Source organism: Algoriphagus taiwanensis (genome assembly GCF_036245645.1).
GTDB classification, from domain to species: Bacteria; Bacteroidota; Bacteroidia; order Cytophagales; family Cyclobacteriaceae; genus Algoriphagus; species Algoriphagus taiwanensis.
In genome coordinates this window covers 18,794-36,516 of sequence record NZ_BTPE01000024.1, presented here as the reverse complement: position 1 = coordinate 36,516, position 17,723 = coordinate 18,794, and the positions used below count along the sequence as shown (strand labels likewise).

The following is a 17,723-nucleotide window of genomic DNA, read 5'->3' as shown; positions in this document are numbered from 1 at the left end:
GGCCCTGGGAGACGACCAGGTTGATAGGCTGCAGGTGTAAAGTCAGCAATGGCATAGCTGAGCAGTACTAATTGCCCGAAAGCTTACCTGCTGTTTGTTACAGTTTCTACGAGATATGTTAAAAAGCTGGATGTCGGATGTCGGATGACCGATGAAAGACAAAAGCAGAACAAAAGATATTAGATGCAGCGCATCAGATCTTCTGGGAGGCAACTGCTTACCGATCACTGATTACTGCATACTTACAAATTAGGCGGCCTAGCGCAGGGGTCCCACCTCTTCCCATCCCGAACAGAGAAGTTAAGCCCTGCAGCGCCGATGGTACTGGGGTTACACCCGGGAGAGTAGGTCGCCGCCACATTATTCAAACCTCAGTCATACGACTGGGGTTTTTGTGTTTTAGGACCTTCAGTAGAAGCAAGAGACAAAAAGTGAAAGACAAGAGGTGGGGGTCATGTCCTGTTGGATTGTATTTTGATTCATTCGTGCCAAGAAGTGCTTTCCTTTTACCTTTACAACTTTTCTTTTCTGGAGATTTATTGCAGTTTTGTATCAAACCATTTCCTAATGTCTTCATATCTTCTTCGTGGCTTGCGACTGATCGCAAATGGAGAAATATCCTCTAAGCAAAATTTTATTTTTCAAGGTGAAAGGCTTTCTCCTATCGGATTTGATTCCGATAATTTTTCCGGGGAAGTTATCGATTGTCATGATTGTTACATCTCTGCAGGCTGGATTGATCTGAGAGTTGGGCTAGGAGAGCCTGGTCAAGAATATAGAGAGACTGTGGAGTCTTTATGCCAATCACTTACCGTGTCCGGGTTTTCACAAGCTGTGGTTATGCCCAATACTGACCCGGTCATTCAAAGTAAAAATGAGGTAGACTTTGTATTGAATAAAGCAAAAGCATTTAATCCAAAGTTGGAAATCATGGGAGCCGTCACCAAAAATAATTTAGGCGAAGACCTTACCGAGATTTTGGATATGCATTTTCAATCGGGAGTCACATTATTTGGAGAGGGAGTGAAGCCCTTGGCTAATTCCGATCGATATATGAAGATCCTTCAGTATCTCCAAAAGTTTGATGGGATTCTTTTTGACCATGCTTATGATCCACTGCTTGGTATCTTTGGTCAAATGCATGAAGGGGAAATTTCCACTCAACTGGGAATGAAAGGAATTCCTAACCTCGCCGAAGATGTAGCTATTCAGAGAAATTTGGAAATACTCCGATACACTGGAGGCAAGGTTCATTTCCAAACTCTCAGTACAGCTAAGGGAGTAGAATTAATTAGAAAAGCGAAAGCCGAGGGACTGCAGGTGACTGCTGATGTATCCATTTATCAGTTGCTCTTCAGTGATACGGATTTGGTATCTTTTGATTCCAATTTTAAAGTTAAGCCACCTTTTAGAGGGGCCTCTGATCGAGAAGCTTTGATAGAAGGTTTGCAGGATGGAACCATTGATGCTTTGGTTTCCAATCATCAGCCACAGGATTTCGATTCAAAATTTGCTGAGTTTGACTTGGCCTCATTCGGCATGGCTGGGCTTCAAACTTTCTTGCCTGCCTTAGTAAAACTTGCTCCGGAATTGGGGTGGAAGTTATTAATCGAAAAAATCACCTCAGGACCAAGTAAGATTCTGAATGCATCTCCAGAAGCTTGGACCGTATGGAATCCTTCCCAAGAATGGTTATATAACGAAGAATCCAATCGTTCTCTTTCTTCCAATAACCCGTGGTTTGGCCAAACCCTTCAAGGAAAGGTCAAACTAGTTATTCAAAAGGGCAAGCTGATTAAAACGGATGAATAAGTACCTAAAGACAGCTTATCAGTTTGGGGTGTTGGGAGGGATTTTATCCTTCCTTTCTTTCTTGGTATTGTCTTTTATCTACGAAGATCCCACTAATCTTAATTTGGTCTTTGGCTATTTAATCTCGCCTGTTGCAATTTACTTGGCTATCAAGTTTTTTAAAGACTACACCAATAATGGTTATCTGTCTTTTGCGGAAGGGATGACCGTGGGATTTACCACCTATTTTTTGATTGGATTGATTTCAGCTCTTTCGATTTGGGTTCTGCTCTTTGTTTCGCCCGATTTGTTTGAGGCAATAAGGGAATCCAAATGGGAGGTATTGGAAGGAAATAGAGAGACTATCGTAGCTCAAGTTGGTGAAGAATCTTTTAGGACCACGCAACAAAGCCTAAAAACCATGAGTAGGTGGGATGTAGCATTCAATGATGGGCTATGGAAAATCATCCCCGGGATGTTTTTTAGCATCATTATTTCTATTATTTTGAGGAAAAATCCAATTTAAGCACTATGGAAGAACAGACACAATCTCCTTTTCAGGCCGCCGTCAAACCGGGAATTACCATGGGTTTGATCGCTATGGCAGTAACTTATATCGCCTACTTTATTGACTCCAGTCTACTTGCCTCAGGTTGGTTTTTTCTGGTCTCTATTGTAATATTCTTTGTACTCATCATCTACTTTGGGAAGCAATACCGGAGCGAATTGGGCGGTTTTATGGCTTTTGGCACCGCTTTCAATTTCAGCTTTATCACTATGGTAATTTCAGGCTTGGTTTCCTCCATAGGTACGATTCTTCTTTTTCACGTAATTGACCCAAGTCTTCCGCAGGTTCTTGCTGATCTTTCCTTTGAAAATGCTGTCGGTATGATGGAAAAATTCGGTGTCAATCCTGATGCCATTCCTCCAGACCAGCTTGAAGAAATGAGAGTCAATTCAGCTTCTGGATTTACATTAGTCGGGCAAATAAAAGGTTTTGGCTATAGTCTGATATTCTATGCCATTCTTGCATTAATTTTGGGAGCTATCTTGAAGAAAAGAGATAAGTCCCTAGATTATTAACCCATGATTCAGATTTCCGTCGTAGTTCCAGTTTTCAACGAGGAAGAATCTTTGCCAGAATTAACCCAATGGATCAGCCGTGTGATGAATCAGCACGGCTTTTCTTATGAGGTGATATTGATCAATGACGGTAGTACTGATCATTCTTGGGAAGTAATCCAAACCCTCTCTGGAACCAACAAATTTCTCAAAGGCCTAAACTTCACCCGAAACTATGGGAAGTCAGCTGCACTCGATGCCGGTTTCAAAAGAGCAGAAGGGGAAGTGGTCATCACCATGGATGCTGACCTGCAGGATAGTCCCGATGAAATCCCCGGGCTATATGAGATGATTAAGGGAGGTTTGGATGTCGTATCTGGATGGAAAAAAGAAAGGCATGATCCGATCTCCAAAACGATTCCCAGTAAATTTTTTAATGGTGTAACGAGGTGGATTTCCGGAATTGAGCTGCACGACTTCAATTGTGGACTCAAAGCTTATCGCAATAAGGTCGTAAAAAACATCACTGTGTATGGAGAAATGCACAGATATATCCCTCTTTTGGCAAAATGGAACGGTTTTCCAAAAATCGGAGAAAAGGTAGTACAGCACCAGGCCAGAAAGTATGGCTATTCCAAATTTGGTTTGGAACGCTTCCTAAATGGCTTCTTGGATTTGATCAGTGTATCCTTCGTCCACCGATACAAGAAAAAGCCGATGCACTTTTTCGGTTCTTTGGGGACCTTATCCTTTCTGAGTGGATTTTTAATTACTTGCTGGTTGATTTTCCAAAAGATCTATGGCCTAAGCAGGGGAGTGAAAGTGCGGGAAATTGTAGATCAACCTCTGTTTTTTCTAGCTTTGGTCGCCATTATCGTGGGAGTACAGCTTTTTGTGACTGGTTTTATTGCCGAGTTGATGACTTCGAGCAATTCAAAAGAAGCAGAGTACAAAATCGATGAGGAAATCAATTTTGATTTCTGATGTTTTTCTCCTTTATCATTCCGGTATATAATCGTCCTGATGAAATTAGGGATTTGCTATCCAGTATTTCTTCTCAGGATTACTTGGATTTTGAAGTGATTGTGGTGGAAGATGGATCTTCTGTAAAGGCAGATAAGGTATGTTCTGATTTTGGCTCCAAGCTATCTCTTGCTTATTTTTTTCAGGAAAATTCAGGCCAAGGTTTTGCGAGAAACTTTGGGATGAAAAACGCCAATGGTGAATTTTTTATCATCTTGGACTCCGATGTCATTTTGCCTTCAGATTATTTGAGCAAGGTCAACCAGGCAGTCCAAGCCAGAAAATTGGATGCATTTGGTGGACCGGATGCCGCTGCTGAGGGTTTTACCCCACTTCAAAAAGCCATGGATTTTGCCATGACTTCTTTTTGGACGACCGGTGGAATTAGAGGCAAACTTAAAGACCCCTCCAAGTATCAGGCACGAGGATTTAATATGGGGGTTTCCAGAAAAGTGTTTGAGCAAATTGGTGGATTCGTGGATCCCAATCGAGGTGAAGATATCGAATGGAGCATCCGGATCAAGAAAGCGGGATTTAGGCTTGAATTAATAGAAGGTGCTTTCGTTTATCATAAACGAAAAAACACGCTTTGGTCTTTTGCAAAACAAGCATTCTCATTTGGTCAAAACCGGGTCAATGTGTCCAGGTTTCATCCCGAGGCCATCAAGTTGGTTCATTGGTTGCCCACTTTTTTTCTTTTCTTCCTGATTTCCCTCTTGATCAATGGTCTCTTTTTGAAGATTTTCTTTATTCCTCATTTACTCATTTTTGGGGCTTGGGCAGGTTTGGTGATTTACCAGGCCAGTTGGAAATACCAATCCATTTTGGTTGGTGATTTGGCCTTGATGACTTCGATTATCCAATTGTGTGGATATGGTTCCGGGTTATTACTCGAGTTTTTGCGCAAGCAGGTATCGGGTTAGATTCCTTTTCTACAGACGAAAATCACCTCATCAGGAGCCAATGCAAAACGTTTGACTTTTTCATTTGGCAGTTCTTTTACAAACTGGTTTTCTTCAATCTGCAGCCCGGATTTTCGAAGCCTTTCCGCATAATCCTTTCCAAATTTCCTAACATGATCGCGCTGACCAAACAGGCGTTCCCGTTCGGCAGGATCGGTTATAGTTTTATCCTCCAGTGTTTTTTCGAGATTATAGACAGGGGATTGAAGGATTCCCCAGCCTCCGGGCTTGAGTACGCGGTTGAATTCAGAACAAGCCAAAATATCATCCTCAACATGCTCCAAAACGTGATTGCAAAAGACCACATCGAAGGTGTTTTCAGGGAAAGGGATTTGGTGCACATCCATTTTCACCTTGGCCAAGGGAGATTCTATATCCGCAGTGATGTATTCAAGATTGGGTAAGGCGTCGAACCGATCAATGAAGCAATGCTCAGGAGCAACATGAAGGACTTTTAAGGGGGCAGTAAAAAAGTCTGTTTTTTCCTTTAGAAAAAGCCACATCAAGCGATGTCTTTCCAGAGCGAGACAATTGGGGCAAAGGGCATTTTCACGTGCTACCCGACCATAAGGCAGGAATTTTTTGTATTCTTTATGGCAAATCGGGCATTGAACCTCATTCCCTGAGTTGACTTGAGCAAGCACCTTCATTACTAGAGGGCTGATTCTTTGGAGAATTGGCCGGGGTACATACCGGATAACAAAGCTGATTGCTTTTTTCATGGTCAAATTTACCAAATAAAAAGAGATGCCCTCCATTTTAAAAATAGAAGGCATTCCAATTTGAGCAAAAGATAAGCTTACTCCTCAGAGGGATGTTTTTTGGGAAGTCTACCTGATTTTTTTAGGGCCTCGTAAATCACCCATTCCAATTGCCCATTGACACTACGGAATTCATCTGCAGCCCATTTCTCGACGGCATTTAGGGTAGCCTCATCCAGCCTCAGTGCAAATGCTTTTTTCTTTGACATACTACTCAGATTCTAGCCAGTCCTCCAAATACGACCGCAACTCTTTTCCTTTTTGTGTCCCGATCATGATTTTCTTTTTTTCTCCTATATCCAATAGAATCCCTTCATCACCTATGATGCTGTAAGCTTTGGTAGTCCGGTTTCCCTTAAGCCCCCATCCTCCATAATCTGTCAATGGGCTGTAGTTGATGATTTGGATTTGTCTGATTTGGCTTTTGGGGAATGTTCTCCAGGAAGAGATGAATGGGAAAAAACGAAATTTGACTCCATATTCGTCGATTCTTGTCTCCAAGCGGATGAGCATCAAAAGCATGAAAACCAAGGATACAATCAAGACTACAATTCCTAATCCCCATAGCCCCTCTTTCATGCCATTTTCTGTGTTCCAAATCAAAGTAGCGACCAAGAGGATAATCGGAAGTTCGATGACCAAAATTAGGTACATGACCCAAGTCCCTTTGTAGGACTGCATTTCTTTGAAAACAAGATTTGCCATGATCAAATGAAGTTTATTGATGGAGTGTTCCTACGTTTAATACTGGATTGGCGCTTTTATCCGAGCAAAGGACCACCATTAGGTTAGAGACCATGGTTGCCTTCTTTTCTTCATCGAATTCAATGATTCCTTTTTCGCCCAAATCGGCCAAGGCCATTTCTACCATTCCTACAGCGCCGTCCACAATCTTTCTTCGTGCGGCTACAATGGCCGTGGCCTGCTGTCTTTGGAGCATGGCGGAAGCGATTTCAGATGCATAAGCCAAGTGCGAGATCCTTGCCTCGATTACTTTGATACCGGCATGATTCAAGCGCTCCACGATCTCAGCTTCCAAAGAGTGATTTACTTCTTCTACCCCTGAGCGGAGAGTGATTTCTGCATTTTCGGCTTCAAAGTCATCGTAAGGATATTTTCCGGCCATTTTTCGTACGGCTGCGTCCGTTTGAAGATGGACAAAGTTTTCATAGTCTTCCACATCGAAGGTCGCCTTGAAGGTGTCTTCGACTTGCCAAACTACGATAGTCCCTACCATTACCGGGTTTCCGATTTTGTCATTGACTTTGAGCGGTTTGTTTTCGAAGTTTCTCACCCGCAGGGATATCTTCTGCTTGGTCATAAATGGATTGACCCAGAAGAAGCCATTGGCTTTAACCGTTCCTTTGTAAGCTCCAAAAAGGATCAATACCATCGCTTTGTTTGGCTGGAGGGTGAAGAAACCCGGCAAAATCAGGATGAAAAGGGGAATGAGTACAATTCCCAACCAGATTATCTGATTGAAGAAAGCCCAAACGATTGCAGGGATGAAGGCCAATGCCAAGAAAAGCATCAAATAGCCGGAGATAGGTGTGCTAGTTTTTTCCATTTCAGTATGATATTAAATTGATATCATTGTGAATTACGGAAAAAAAATCCAAAGAGTTGTCCTCTCAAAAAAAAATCCTCCAATTTTTTTTGGAGGATTTCATGTTTTCTGCAGGATTTACTTCTTTTTGAAGAGTGAATCGACAAATTCCTTTCGGTTGAAGATCTGGAGATCTGTCATTTTTTCTCCTACCCCTATGTATTTGACCGGGATTTTGAATTGATCCGAAATTCCAATGACCACGCCACCTTTGGCAGTTCCATCCAGTTTGGTGATAGCAAGGGAAGTCACCTCAGTAGCTTTTGTAAACTCTTTGGCTTGGATGAAGGCGTTTTGCCCCGTAGAGCCATCAAGTACAAGCATGATCTCATGAGGTGCATCCGGGATAAACTTCTGCATGACCCGCTTGATTTTGCTCAGCTCATTCATCAGGTTGACTTTGGTATGCAACCTTCCTGCCGTATCCACGATAACCACATCTGCCTTAGCTTCAACAGCTTGCTTTACAGCATCGAAGGCTACCGAGGCGGGATCTGTATTCATTCCATGAGAGACGACCGGGACACCTACCCGATTACCCCATAGGATCAGCTGATCCACGGCCGCTGCTCTGAATGTGTCCGCAGCCCCAAGTATTACGGATTTACCGGCGTTTTTAAAGAGATTGGCCAATTTGCCTATGGTGGTCGTTTTTCCAACCCCATTTACTCCTACAACCATGATGACGTAGGGTTTTTTGTCCTCAGGAATATCAAAATCCAAAAAATCCTGGGAGTTGTTTTCTTCCAAGAGTCCAGCAATCTCTTCTCTCAGGATTTTGTCCAATTCTTCGGTATTGAGGTACTTGTCCTTGGCCACACGCTCCTCTATTCTTCGGATAATTTTGATAGTCGTATCTACCCCTACATCCGAAGTGATGAGGATTTCTTCCAGTTCGTCTAGAATTTCTTCATCGACTTTGGATTTCCCGACTACCGCTTTACTGAGTTTGGAAAAGATAGACTCGCTGGTCTTTTGCAGTCCTTGGTCCAGACTTTCCTTTTTTTCTTTAGAGAAAAAGCCAAAGATTCCCATAGTTAGAATTGGATAGTTAAAAGTGAATATAACGAAAAAGTCCCTCTGAATAATTTCAGCAGGGACTTGTAAGCATTACGATGCACTTGGCAATTATTTTTTCAGGGTATCCTGTACCATTGTGGAAGGAACCATTTCTTCTTTGAAGGTATAAGCACCAGTCTTATCAGACTTTACGGCACGGATTACTCTGGCGTAAGATACGCCACCTTCTTTTTTCAGGGTTGCTACTACTTTCTTAGCCATGTCTTTGTTGTTTACGGGTGATTATACCCAGCTAAAATTATTTAATTTCTTTATGAACAGTTACTTTCTTCAGGATTGGGTTGAACTTTTTCAATTCCAATCTTTCAGTGGTGTTTTTTCTGTTCTTCGTTGTGATATATCTTGAAGTACCTGGCATGCCAGAGTTTTTGTGCTCTGTACACTCCAAAATCACTTGTACTCTGTTTCCTTTCTTAGCCATCTCGGTGTTGATTTAGGGGAATGTGACTTTGATTATTTAATTACAATCATACCCTTATCCTGCGCTTCTTTCAAAACTGCAGTGATACCTTTCTTATTGATTGTCTTCAATGCTTTAGAGCACACTTTCAAAGTGATCCATGCGTCTTCCTCAGGTACGTAGAAGCTCTTCTTGTGAAGATTTGGGTAGAATCTACGCTTGGTTTTGTTGTTTGCATGGGACACGTTGTTACCTACTCGAGGTCTTTTGCCGGTAATGTCACAAACTTTTGCCATGATTATGTATCGTAATTGGTATGCGTTTCTGTAATGAGTCTGCAAATATCGGAACTTTTTGGGAATTACCAACAAAGCATTTTAAAAATTCCCCAATTTATTTACCCTTTCGGGTAGGGGCAGTGCCTACATCCGCTTCCACAGCAATAGCCTCTTTTCAAATGGTATTTCTCAGTGAAAACCATCAGGCCTTGTTCGTTGAAATAATAATCCTCCGGTGTAATTTTTGGGAGTGGCTTCTTTTCCGGTTTCATGGTTTGGCCCGAAGGCATTCATTATATTTGGAACTTGAAATAAACCTAGCAAAATTAACCAAATCATGGAAACGGTAACCTCCAGTCAACAAGCCATCCATCTAGAGGATCGCTACGGCGCGCACAATTATCACCCACTACCTGTCGTATTGTCCCGAGGAGAGGGAGTTTATCTTTGGGATGTTGAAGGGAAAAAGTACTTTGATTTCCTTTCCGCTTATTCAGCAGTTAATCAAGGGCATTGTCATCCCCGAATAAAAGATGCGATGATCGAACAAGCCGGAACTCTGACCTTGACCTCTAGGGCTTTTTACAACGACATGCTTGGCCCTTTTGAAAAATACATTACAGAGTATTTTGGGTTTGACATGGTCTTGCCCATGAATACAGGGGCAGAAGGAGTAGAGACTGCATTGAAGCTCGCTCGGAAATGGGGCTATGAGAAAAAAGGAGTCGCCGAAAATCAGGCAAAAATCATCGTGGCAGAAAATAACTTCCATGGAAGAACCACTACTATTATTTCATTTTCCAATGATGCCAATGCCAGGAAAAGCTTTGGTCCTTTTACCGAGGGCTTTATCCGCATACCTTATAATAATATAGCGGCTTTGGAAGAAGCTTTGAAAATAGATGGGGTAGTTGGCTTTTTGGTAGAACCTATACAAGGTGAGGCCGGCGTATATGTGCCTTCCGAAGATTTCATCAGAAAATCAAAAGAAGCGTGCGCTAAGAATAATGTGCTTTTCATAGCAGATGAAATCCAAACCGGTGTCGCAAGAACGGGTTCGCTCCTTGCTGTCTGTGGCAATTGCACTTGTCAGGGGCATTGTGAAAGACAGGAAACTTATACTAAGCCTGATATTTTGATTTTGGGGAAGGCCCTTTCCGGAGGCTTTTATCCTGTATCGGCAGTTTTGGCCGACCGGAGTGTTATGGAGGTGATCAAACCTGGTCAGCATGGGTCTACTTTTGGAGGAAACCCTCTAGGAGCAAAAGTGGCCATGACTGCTTTAGAGGTAGTCAGAGATGAGAAGTTGGCACTAAATGCCAGAAAACTGGGCAAACTATTCCGGGAAAGGATGCAGCGTGTGGTAGATAAATATCCGATTGCCAAATTGGTAAGAGGAAAGGGTCTCCTCAATGCTGTAGTGATCAATGATTCTCCGGAAAGTACTACTGCTTGGGATATTTGTGTAAAGCTTGCCGAAAATGGGCTATTGGCTAAACCAACCCATGGAAATATCATCCGGTTTGCACCACCTTTGGTAATGACTGAGGAGCAGCTGCATGAGTGCTGTGATATTATTGAAAAAGTAATCGCAGAATTTAATTCCTGAATTGCAAAAACCTAACTGACTTCGCTATCCTACCATGGGTAGCGAAGTCATTTTTATTTAATGGCTATATGACCAAAGCAGTAATTTTCGATATGGACGGAGTAATCTGTCATACTAATCCATTCCATTCCCAAGCCTTCAAAATTTTTTTCGAAAAAAGAAACCTCTTTCCCACCGAGGAGGAGTTTCAAGAGCATATGTATGGCAAAAACAATGGATATATTTTAAGCCATTTTTTAGGCAGAGAGATCAAGGGACAGGAATTGGAGGAATTGGAATTTGAGAAGGAAAGCCTTTTTCGGGAGATCTATCAGCATCATGTAGAGCCAATTTCCGGGTTTATGCCCTTCTTTCAGAGCTTGAAAGATGCTGGATTTAGGCTGGGGGTGGCTACATCAGCTCCGTTTGCCAATTTGGAATTGATTGGCGGGCGATTGGATCTCTTTCCCAATTTGCATTCAGCTTTGGCGAGTGAGCATGTCACCAAGCATAAGCCTAATCCGGAAGTCTATCTAAAAACTGCCTCAAATTTAAACTTGGCTCCTGAGGACTGTGTGGTCTTTGAAGATTCCTTTTCTGGTGTTTCCGCTGCAAAAAATGCCGGGATGAAAGTAGTGGGTGTTCTTTCTTCCCATACCAAAGAACAACTGCCAATCTGTGACCTTTATACTGAAAATTACCTGGGGCTTGACCCGAATCATGTGATCTCCTTGCTGGTTTAAATAGGATACTATTAACATTGGCATAAAAATTTTTTAACATTGAAAAATGACTTAACATTCGCTTAATATTAAAAACCCTTATGATTGGCATTAAAACAGGTTTATCAATGGGTAGTTGATAAAATTTTCAAATATATTTTTAGTTTTCATAATGAATTGATAATTGTGGATTCATTTTTAATACATGTTGTCGACTGAACTTTGCATCGCTGTACAATTATTCATTCTAATCACCTTTCTGTATGCGAAGTCGATTCGCAGCAGCATTGGTCCTTCTGACCATGGTCACTTTAGGCGCTTTTGCAAGGGGCGTCAATCCTGACTCGCTGCTCACTGAAAAACCCGAACCTGTAAAGGTTCAGAAGAATTGGTATGAGTCTATCCGACTCAGAGGATATGCCCAACTCCGTTACAATGGGCTATTTGAAACCAATCCCGATCTTAAATGTGATCAATGCGATAAATCCTGGGGTGGAGACGGAGGAGGTTTCTTCTTCAGACGAATCCGATTGGTCCTTTTTGGACAGATTCATCCCAGAGTCTATTTCTACATTCAGCCTGATTTTGCCTCAGGGGGAGGGAATTTTGCTCAAATCAGGGATGCTTATGTAGACTTGGGGCTGGATGAGAATAATGAATTCAGGCTTCGAATCGGGCAGTCAAAGATGCCCTATGGTTTCGAAAATCTTCAATCCAGTCAGAATAGACTTCCTTTGGATAGAAATGATGGCCTGAATTCCGGTTTGCCCAATGAGCGTGACTTGGGAGTAGTATTTTATTATGCTCCTTCCGAAATCCGAAAGCGATTCAGCTACCTGACTTCATCAGGTCTGAAAGGGTCAGGAGATTATGGGGTTTTTGGTTTTGGAGTCTACAATGGACAAGGACCCAATAATCCGGATAAAAATGACTCCTTCCATCTAGTAGCCCGCGCTACTTATCCATTTGAGCTTCCTTCCGGTCAGATTATTGAAGCTTCTTTTCAGGGATATTCAGGAAAATATGTCATCAACCGCAATCCCTTGACTGATTTTGATCAAGTGGAATTTATGGATGCCAGGATGGGGCCATCATTCATCCTTTATCCTCAGCCATTTGGGATTCAGGCCGAGTACAATTGGGGAAAAGGGCCGGAGTTTAATCCTGAGACCAATGATGTCGAACAAAGATCTCTACAAGGAGGGTATATTATGGCCAGCTATATGTTCCAAAAAGGAGACAAACGAGCCATACCTTTCACCCGATACCAATATTATGACGGGGGAAAGAAGTTTGAATTGGATGCTACAAGACACCGAGTAAAGGAATTGGAATTGGGTGTCGAATGGCAATTCAATAAGAATTTCGAATTGGTGACGATGTACACCGTCTCCGATCGAACCTTTGAAAATTCGCTTAAACCGGATAATCGACAAAGAGGAAGTTTGCTAAGACTGCAGGCGCAAGTGAATTTTTGACATGATTTCTCAGTAAAGAGGTGCAAAATAAAGCACCTCTTTTTGTTTTTTTAAGGCTTATCCGATTTGCTATAGTAGTTTTGTAATACTAATTCAAAGCATGATGTTGAGAAGACCCAGAAGAAACAGAAAATCCGAAGCGGTAAGGAACTTAGTAGAAGAGACTCAGCTTTCAGTCAAGGACCTGATTTTTCCTATGTTTTTGGTAGAAGGGAATAACCAAAAAATAGAGGTGGCTTCTATGCCGGGGATTTACCGATTCTCGACAGACTTGATGCTTAAAGAGATTGAAGAATGCCTGAAGTTGGGGATTACTGCAGTAGATGTATTTCCTGCTTATCCCGAATCAAAAAAGGACAAAATAGCCTCAGAAAGCTATAATCCTGAAACTTTTTACCTTAAGGCGCTTCGTGAAATCAAAAAAAACTTCCCTGAACTTTGCTTGATGTCGGACGTGGCTATGGACCCCTACAGCAGTGACGGGCATGACGGTCTAGTACGAGAAGGCAGGATTCTCAATGATGAAACATTGGAGATTTTATCCAAGATGTCCTTAGCCCAGGCAGATGCAGGTGTGGATATTTTGGGGCCTTCGGATATGATGGATGGCCGAGTCGGGTACATACGGGAAGCCTTGGATCAAAACGGCTTTACGGACACTTCCATCATGTCCTATACCGCAAAATACGCAAGTGCATTCTATGGGCCTTTCCGGGATGCATTGGATTCTGCTCCCAAGTTTGGAGATAAAAAAACCTATCAAATGAATCCTGCAAACAGTCAAGAGGCCTTGATTGAGGCGGATTTGGATATGGAAGAAGGGGCCGATTTTTTAATGGTCAAGCCTGCTTTGAGCTATTTGGACATTATCAAACTGCTAAGCGACAACTATCCTCTCCCCATTGCTGCCTATAATGTGTCCGGAGAGTATAGTATGATTAAGGCTTCTGCTGAAAGAGGTTGGATTGACGGGGAGCGAGCCATGGTAGAAATGCTTACCTCCATCAAGAGATCCGGTGCAAAAATCATTCTTACCTATTTTGCGAAGGAATTTGCCAGCCTTCAAAAGTAACTGTTTCCCTGTGCCTGTTCTTTTCTCTTCGCTTTCTCTTCAATGACTGAGTCTGGATAGTCATTTAATTTGATCGAAGTTGATCGCTTTTCTTTATCGAAGAGTTGGAGAATCTGATTGACTCCCTATTTGAGCCATGGTTTGGTTTTGATTTCACTCATTTTTATCAAAAACTAGGATCAAATCTGATTTTTGGGGGTAGATTTTGACCCTTTGGTTTCCAATTTTTCTGCTTTTCGGAGTTTATGGTTGAAAAAAATATCAAAAAATATCAAATTATGTTTTTCATAATTCCTTGTAAACTCATGTAAATTCTGAATATTTTAAAAATTCAGAATTTTGTTCTGTAAATATTATTCATAAATTAATTTTATTTTAAAAATAAATAAGCGTAATCGATTCCAAAGAATTTTTTGAATCTCAGCCAAATTTTATTTTATCAACAATTGGGTCAATTTTTAGCTCTATTTTTTATAATAATTGAAAAAATGGCAAAAAATGGTTTAAAAATGAATGTAATAGTCTCTTTTTAATGCATTTAGTTTAAAAACGGGTTTGTTTTTTTAAAAATTTTATAATTAGATTCATCCTGAGCTTTTGCTCTCAAACCTATCATAAATTCTGTATTACCTACAAAATTTAACCTAAAACCTATGAAGTATTTTGCAAGCGTAGTGGCCAATGACATGGCCACAATGGATTTGACATTAGAGCTGTCGAAAAATGTGCTTTCGACCAACAATGTCTGGATGATGCTTTCCACCGCCTTGGTCTTTATCATGCACCTTGGATTTGCTGGAGTAGAAGCAGGATTTGGCCAAGCCAAAAACACAGTCAATATTCTGTTCAAGAATACCGTCACGCCAATCATCGGTATCATCTCTTATGCCGCTGTCGGGTTTTACCTCATGTACCCTGGATTTGAAGTGCCGGGTTGGCTCTCCTTTGATGGGGCGGGGTGGAACCTTTTTTGGTTCGCACCCTCCACTGCAGATGTATCTGCGGGATATGCCGACGGGGGGTATACCTATTGGACTGACTTTCTTTTTCAGGCCATGTTTGCTGCTACGGCCGCTACCATAGTTTCTGGAGCCATTGCCGAGCGGGTAAAACTTGGTGCTTACCTTATTTTCACCCTGTTTTTTGTAGGACTTGTATATCCTATCATCGGTAGTTGGAAATGGGGCGGTGGCGCATTGGATGAAATGGGTTTTTATGATTTCGCTGGAAGTACACTAGTCCATTCTGTTGGAGGCTGGGGTGCTTTGGCAGGGGTGATCTTAGTTGGACCAAGAATCGGAAAATATGTCAACGGAAAAACCGTGGAGAAACCGGGAGCAAGTGTTCCTTTGGCTGTAATCGGGGTCTTTTTGCTTTGGCTGGGCTGGTTTGGATTCAATGGAGGATCTGTCCTTTCTGCTGATCCCGGATTGGTTTCCTTTGTCTTGGTTACCACTTCCCTGGCGGCCTGTGCCGGCGGATTGGGGGGATTTTTGGCTGCTTACTTTGCATTCAAAAGATTGGACTTGGGTATGGTTCTCAACGGAATTCTTGCCGGATTGGTGTCCATTACAGCGGGCGCTGATGTGATTAACCCTGCAGGTGCTGTACTGGTGGGCTTTATCGGGGGGATTTTGGTAGTTGGATCTGCAGTTCTTCTGGATAAGTTCAAATTAGACGATGTAGTGGGCGCTGTCTCAGTACATCTTACCTGTGGAATTTGGGGGACATTGGCCGTCGGTATTTTTTCGACCAATCCTGAGCATTCATTTATTACCCAATTGATCGGTGTGGTAATCTGTGGGCTTACCGCATTTATTTCGGCCTTTGCTATTTTCTATCTGCTCAAAAAGACTGTAGGAATCCGAGTGTCTGAAGCTCATGAAAAAAGTGGCTTGGACTCTCACGAACATGGCATTCGGGGCTATACCATCGTCTTTGACGAATAAGAATCAAAAAAAATTCAATTAAGAACCCCTTCCGGAGAAAAAAACGCGACTCTCTTTCGACCGGATAGGGGCTCTATTGGTCAACTCTATCATTCACCAACACTCAAAATTAAAATGAAAAACCTATTTCTACTAATAATCTTTGTGGCCTTGTCCGCCTTTCAATCAGTACTAGCACAAGAAGAAGTTATAGAAGAAGAAGTCAGTGCATTGACTCTTTCGGGCTCAGTAGATGCCTATTTCAGAACCAATTTCAATGCTCCCAACAAGGGAGAGAATTTTCAAGCGCCAGCCTCTTCCTTCGGTAATCTTCCGGGTTTTGCCCTAGGTATGGCCAATATCATAGCTACCTATGAAGGAAAAAAGGTCGGTGCAGTAGTGGATTTAGTCTTCGGGCCGAGAGGAGAAGATGCTGTTTTTGGATCGCCTCTTTATTCAGGAGGTTTTGCAGGCAGTTCTCAGATTGTCAATCAATTGTATGTCTATTGGAATGTGTCTGAAAAAGTGACTTTGACCATGGGTAATTTCAATACCTTTTTGGGGTATGAAGTAATTTCTCCCACTGCAAATTTCAATTATTCCACCTCCTATATGTTTTCCTATGGGCCTTTTTCCCATACTGGCTTGAAAGCAAATATTCAATTGTCAGATAAGCTTTCATTTTTGGCTGCGGTCATGAATCCTACCGATATGACGGAATTCAACCTGAATGGTACCTACACTTTTGGAGGTCAGTTGGGCTACTCCACAGAATTGGGTAATACCTATTTGAATGTAGTCTATGGAGATCAGGATGGGACTCTTTCTGACAATGGTTTGCTTGAACCAGGTCAGACTTCCTTGGGAAAGACATTTCAGATTGACTTGACTACCGGTTTTGATCTTTCAGATTTCTGGTATTTAGGTGTCAATACGACATATAATACTTCTGCCTCCGGAGAAATTTACACCGGTTCTGATATTCAGGATTCAGAGGGTGAAGGAGCTGGCTTTTATGGATTTGCCGGATATCTTCAAGCCCGGCCAAGTGAAAATTTTGGTATTGGACTGAGAGGGGAATACTTCAGTGTATTCAATAGTGGTTTGGACGGCGTGGTCTCTACCGATTCAAATGGTGATGGAAATGTGTTTGCGGTTACTCTGTCAGGTAATGCAAAAATCGGTAAAAACCTCACCTTGATTCCTGAATTGAGGTTTGACACCATGAGTGACGACTATTTCCTTACCAAGGAATTAACTCCCTCCAAGGGTTTGGCCTCTTTCCTTTTGGCAGCGGTATTCGCATTTTAATTAAAAAATAAACAGGGTCAATTTTAGAATAAAGCCGGGGTGAATTTCACCTCGGCTTTTTCTGTTTATCGAAATTTCTGCGCATAAACGATTTATTTTTGAACCTCTGAAAAGAAATATGCGGTACAAGTGGGATTTTCAGGCGTTAAAAATATCCTTTTGAATTATTGTAGTGATTTTGTGAATTTTGAAATAATCTATCGATAAAAATTTAAAAGGGTGATTTTTTATCGGTTTTGAAACATTTTCTGGCAGGGATAGTATAGTTTTGTGTAACCCAAATACACTTGCTATGAAAATTTTACTGGTTGTTTTAGCTCTTTTAATAGCCTCACCTTTACTTGCTCAAGATGGAGGGTTCGGGCCAAAAATGAAAAATGCCAAAATAGGGAAAATCACTAGTCCGCGCATTGCATTGGTCCATGAAGGTGATATTTCATCAGCCAAGGGTTCAAAAGCAAAGAACACAGAGGTCTGGAATAAGGAGTCGCGAAAGAGATTAAATGTTGGTTTCAGAAAAGAAATCAATAATCCTAAAGCACTTCAAGCAAAGAACTCCAATCCATGGGATAAAGAAAAGCCGGAGGTAAATTCGAAAGCTGTCTATGAGGAACCCAAGTCCATGAGATCAAAGAAAAGATGGATTCACTAAGAATAAAAA

At 41.8% G+C, this 17,723-nt stretch carries 21 protein-coding genes and 2 rRNA genes; 14 read left to right on the top strand and 9 right to left on the bottom strand.

What is annotated here, in order from left to right; genetic code table 11:
- The 7 genes from AAA938_RS19915 to AAA938_RS19885 all read left to right on the top strand — a co-directional run.
- Nucleotides 1–91, top strand: a 23S ribosomal RNA gene (locus tag AAA938_RS19915); the annotation flags it as partial.
- 158 nt (nt 92–249) lie between these two features.
- Nucleotides 250–361, top strand: a 5S ribosomal RNA gene (rrf, locus tag AAA938_RS19910).
- A 206-nt stretch (nt 362–567) separates the two neighbouring features.
- Nucleotides 568–1,812, top strand: coding sequence for a dihydroorotase (locus tag AAA938_RS19905; RefSeq protein WP_338230644.1), 1,245 nt, complete (start codon nt 568–570; stop codon nt 1,810–1,812).
- On the top strand, nt 1,805–2,317 hold the full coding sequence (locus AAA938_RS19900; protein ID WP_338230642.1) for a DUF4199 domain-containing protein: 513 nt from the start codon (nt 1,805–1,807) through the stop codon (nt 2,315–2,317). The genes AAA938_RS19905 and AAA938_RS19900 overlap by 8 nt, the downstream gene beginning before the upstream one ends.
- A 5-nt stretch (nt 2,318–2,322) precedes the next feature.
- Nucleotides 2,323–2,874 carry a DUF4199 domain-containing protein gene (locus AAA938_RS19895; protein ID WP_338230641.1) on the top strand — a complete coding sequence of 184 codons (552 nt, stop codon included), beginning with the start codon at nt 2,323–2,325 and terminating at the stop codon, nt 2,872–2,874.
- Between the two features lie 3 nt (nt 2,875–2,877).
- Complete coding sequence (locus tag AAA938_RS19890) at nt 2,878–3,837, top strand: glycosyltransferase family 2 protein (RefSeq protein ID WP_338230639.1); 960 nt, start codon at nt 2,878–2,880, stop codon at nt 3,835–3,837.
- Nucleotides 3,837–4,799, top strand: a complete 963-nt coding sequence (locus tag AAA938_RS19885) for a glycosyltransferase family 2 protein (protein ID WP_338230637.1) — start codon at nt 3,837–3,839, stop codon at nt 4,797–4,799. Before AAA938_RS19890 ends, AAA938_RS19885 begins: the two co-directional genes overlap by 1 nt.
- Here the strand turns inward: AAA938_RS19885 and AAA938_RS19880 are convergent.
- From AAA938_RS19880 to AAA938_RS19840, 9 genes are all read right to left on the bottom strand, one after another.
- Nucleotides 4,796–5,560: a class I SAM-dependent methyltransferase gene (locus AAA938_RS19880; protein WP_338230635.1), complete on the bottom strand. Its 765-nt coding sequence runs from the start codon at nt 5,558–5,560 to the stop codon at nt 4,796–4,798. The two genes, AAA938_RS19885 and AAA938_RS19880, sit on opposite strands and share 4 nt — an antisense overlap.
- Before the next feature lie 77 nt (nt 5,561–5,637).
- A complete protein-coding gene (locus AAA938_RS19875; RefSeq protein ID WP_338230633.1) occupies nt 5,638–5,808 on the bottom strand; it encodes a type II toxin-antitoxin system antitoxin in 171 nt (56 codons plus the stop codon).
- Between the two features lies 1 nt (nt 5,809).
- Nucleotides 5,810–6,304 carry a hypothetical protein gene (locus tag AAA938_RS19870; RefSeq protein WP_338230632.1) on the bottom strand — a complete coding sequence of 165 codons (495 nt, stop codon included), beginning with the start codon at nt 6,302–6,304 and terminating at the stop codon, nt 5,810–5,812.
- 13 nt (nt 6,305–6,317) lie between these two features.
- Nucleotides 6,318–7,166 carry an SPFH domain-containing protein gene (locus AAA938_RS19865; protein WP_338230630.1) on the bottom strand — a complete coding sequence of 283 codons (849 nt, stop codon included), beginning with the start codon at nt 7,164–7,166 and terminating at the stop codon, nt 6,318–6,320.
- Nucleotides 7,167–7,283: 117 nt separating this feature from the next.
- A complete protein-coding gene (ftsY, locus tag AAA938_RS19860) occupies nt 7,284–8,240 on the bottom strand; it encodes a signal recognition particle-docking protein FtsY (RefSeq protein WP_338220006.1) in 957 nt (318 codons plus the stop codon).
- A gap of 93 nt (nt 8,241–8,333) precedes the next feature.
- On the bottom strand, nt 8,334–8,486 hold the full coding sequence (locus AAA938_RS19855) for a DUF4295 domain-containing protein (protein ID WP_338220005.1): 153 nt from the start codon (nt 8,484–8,486) through the stop codon (nt 8,334–8,336).
- Nucleotides 8,487–8,523: 37 nt separating this feature from the next.
- Nucleotides 8,524–8,706, bottom strand: coding sequence for a 50S ribosomal protein L33 (gene rpmG, locus AAA938_RS19850; protein WP_026950880.1), 183 nt, complete (start codon nt 8,704–8,706; stop codon nt 8,524–8,526).
- Nucleotides 8,707–8,738: 32 nt separating this feature from the next.
- Entirely contained in the window at nt 8,739–8,981 is a 243-nt protein-coding gene (gene rpmB / locus AAA938_RS19845; RefSeq protein ID WP_338220004.1) for a 50S ribosomal protein L28, read from the bottom strand.
- Between the two features lie 101 nt (nt 8,982–9,082).
- Nucleotides 9,083–9,235, bottom strand: coding sequence for a C1orf53 family protein (locus AAA938_RS19840; protein WP_338220003.1), 153 nt, complete (start codon nt 9,233–9,235; stop codon nt 9,083–9,085).
- A gap of 65 nt (nt 9,236–9,300) precedes the next feature.
- Between AAA938_RS19840 and rocD the strand changes: the two genes are divergently transcribed.
- From rocD to AAA938_RS19805, 7 genes are all read left to right on the top strand, one after another.
- A complete protein-coding gene (gene rocD, locus AAA938_RS19835; RefSeq protein ID WP_420915755.1) occupies nt 9,301–10,572 on the top strand; it encodes an ornithine--oxo-acid transaminase in 1,272 nt (423 codons plus the stop codon).
- Nucleotides 10,573–10,640: 68 nt separating this feature from the next.
- Nucleotides 10,641–11,294 carry an HAD family hydrolase gene (locus AAA938_RS19830; protein ID WP_338230628.1) on the top strand — a complete coding sequence of 218 codons (654 nt, stop codon included), beginning with the start codon at nt 10,641–10,643 and terminating at the stop codon, nt 11,292–11,294.
- 242 nt (nt 11,295–11,536) lie between these two features.
- On the top strand, nt 11,537–12,751 hold the full coding sequence (locus AAA938_RS19825) for a porin (protein WP_338230626.1): 1,215 nt from the start codon (nt 11,537–11,539) through the stop codon (nt 12,749–12,751).
- Nucleotides 12,752–12,854: 103 nt separating this feature from the next.
- Nucleotides 12,855–13,823, top strand: coding sequence for a porphobilinogen synthase (gene hemB / locus AAA938_RS19820; protein ID WP_338230645.1), 969 nt, complete (start codon nt 12,855–12,857; stop codon nt 13,821–13,823).
- Nucleotides 13,824–14,509: 686 nt separating this feature from the next.
- Nucleotides 14,510–15,772, top strand: a complete 1,263-nt coding sequence (locus tag AAA938_RS19815; RefSeq protein WP_420915756.1) for an ammonium transporter — start codon at nt 14,510–14,512, stop codon at nt 15,770–15,772.
- 114 nt (nt 15,773–15,886) lie between these two features.
- Nucleotides 15,887–17,062 carry a porin gene (locus tag AAA938_RS19810; protein WP_338230622.1) on the top strand — a complete coding sequence of 392 codons (1,176 nt, stop codon included), beginning with the start codon at nt 15,887–15,889 and terminating at the stop codon, nt 17,060–17,062.
- A 292-nt stretch (nt 17,063–17,354) separates the two neighbouring features.
- A complete protein-coding gene (locus AAA938_RS19805) occupies nt 17,355–17,714 on the top strand; it encodes a hypothetical protein (RefSeq protein WP_338230619.1) in 360 nt (119 codons plus the stop codon).
- Nucleotides 17,715–17,723 lie beyond the last annotated feature (9 nt).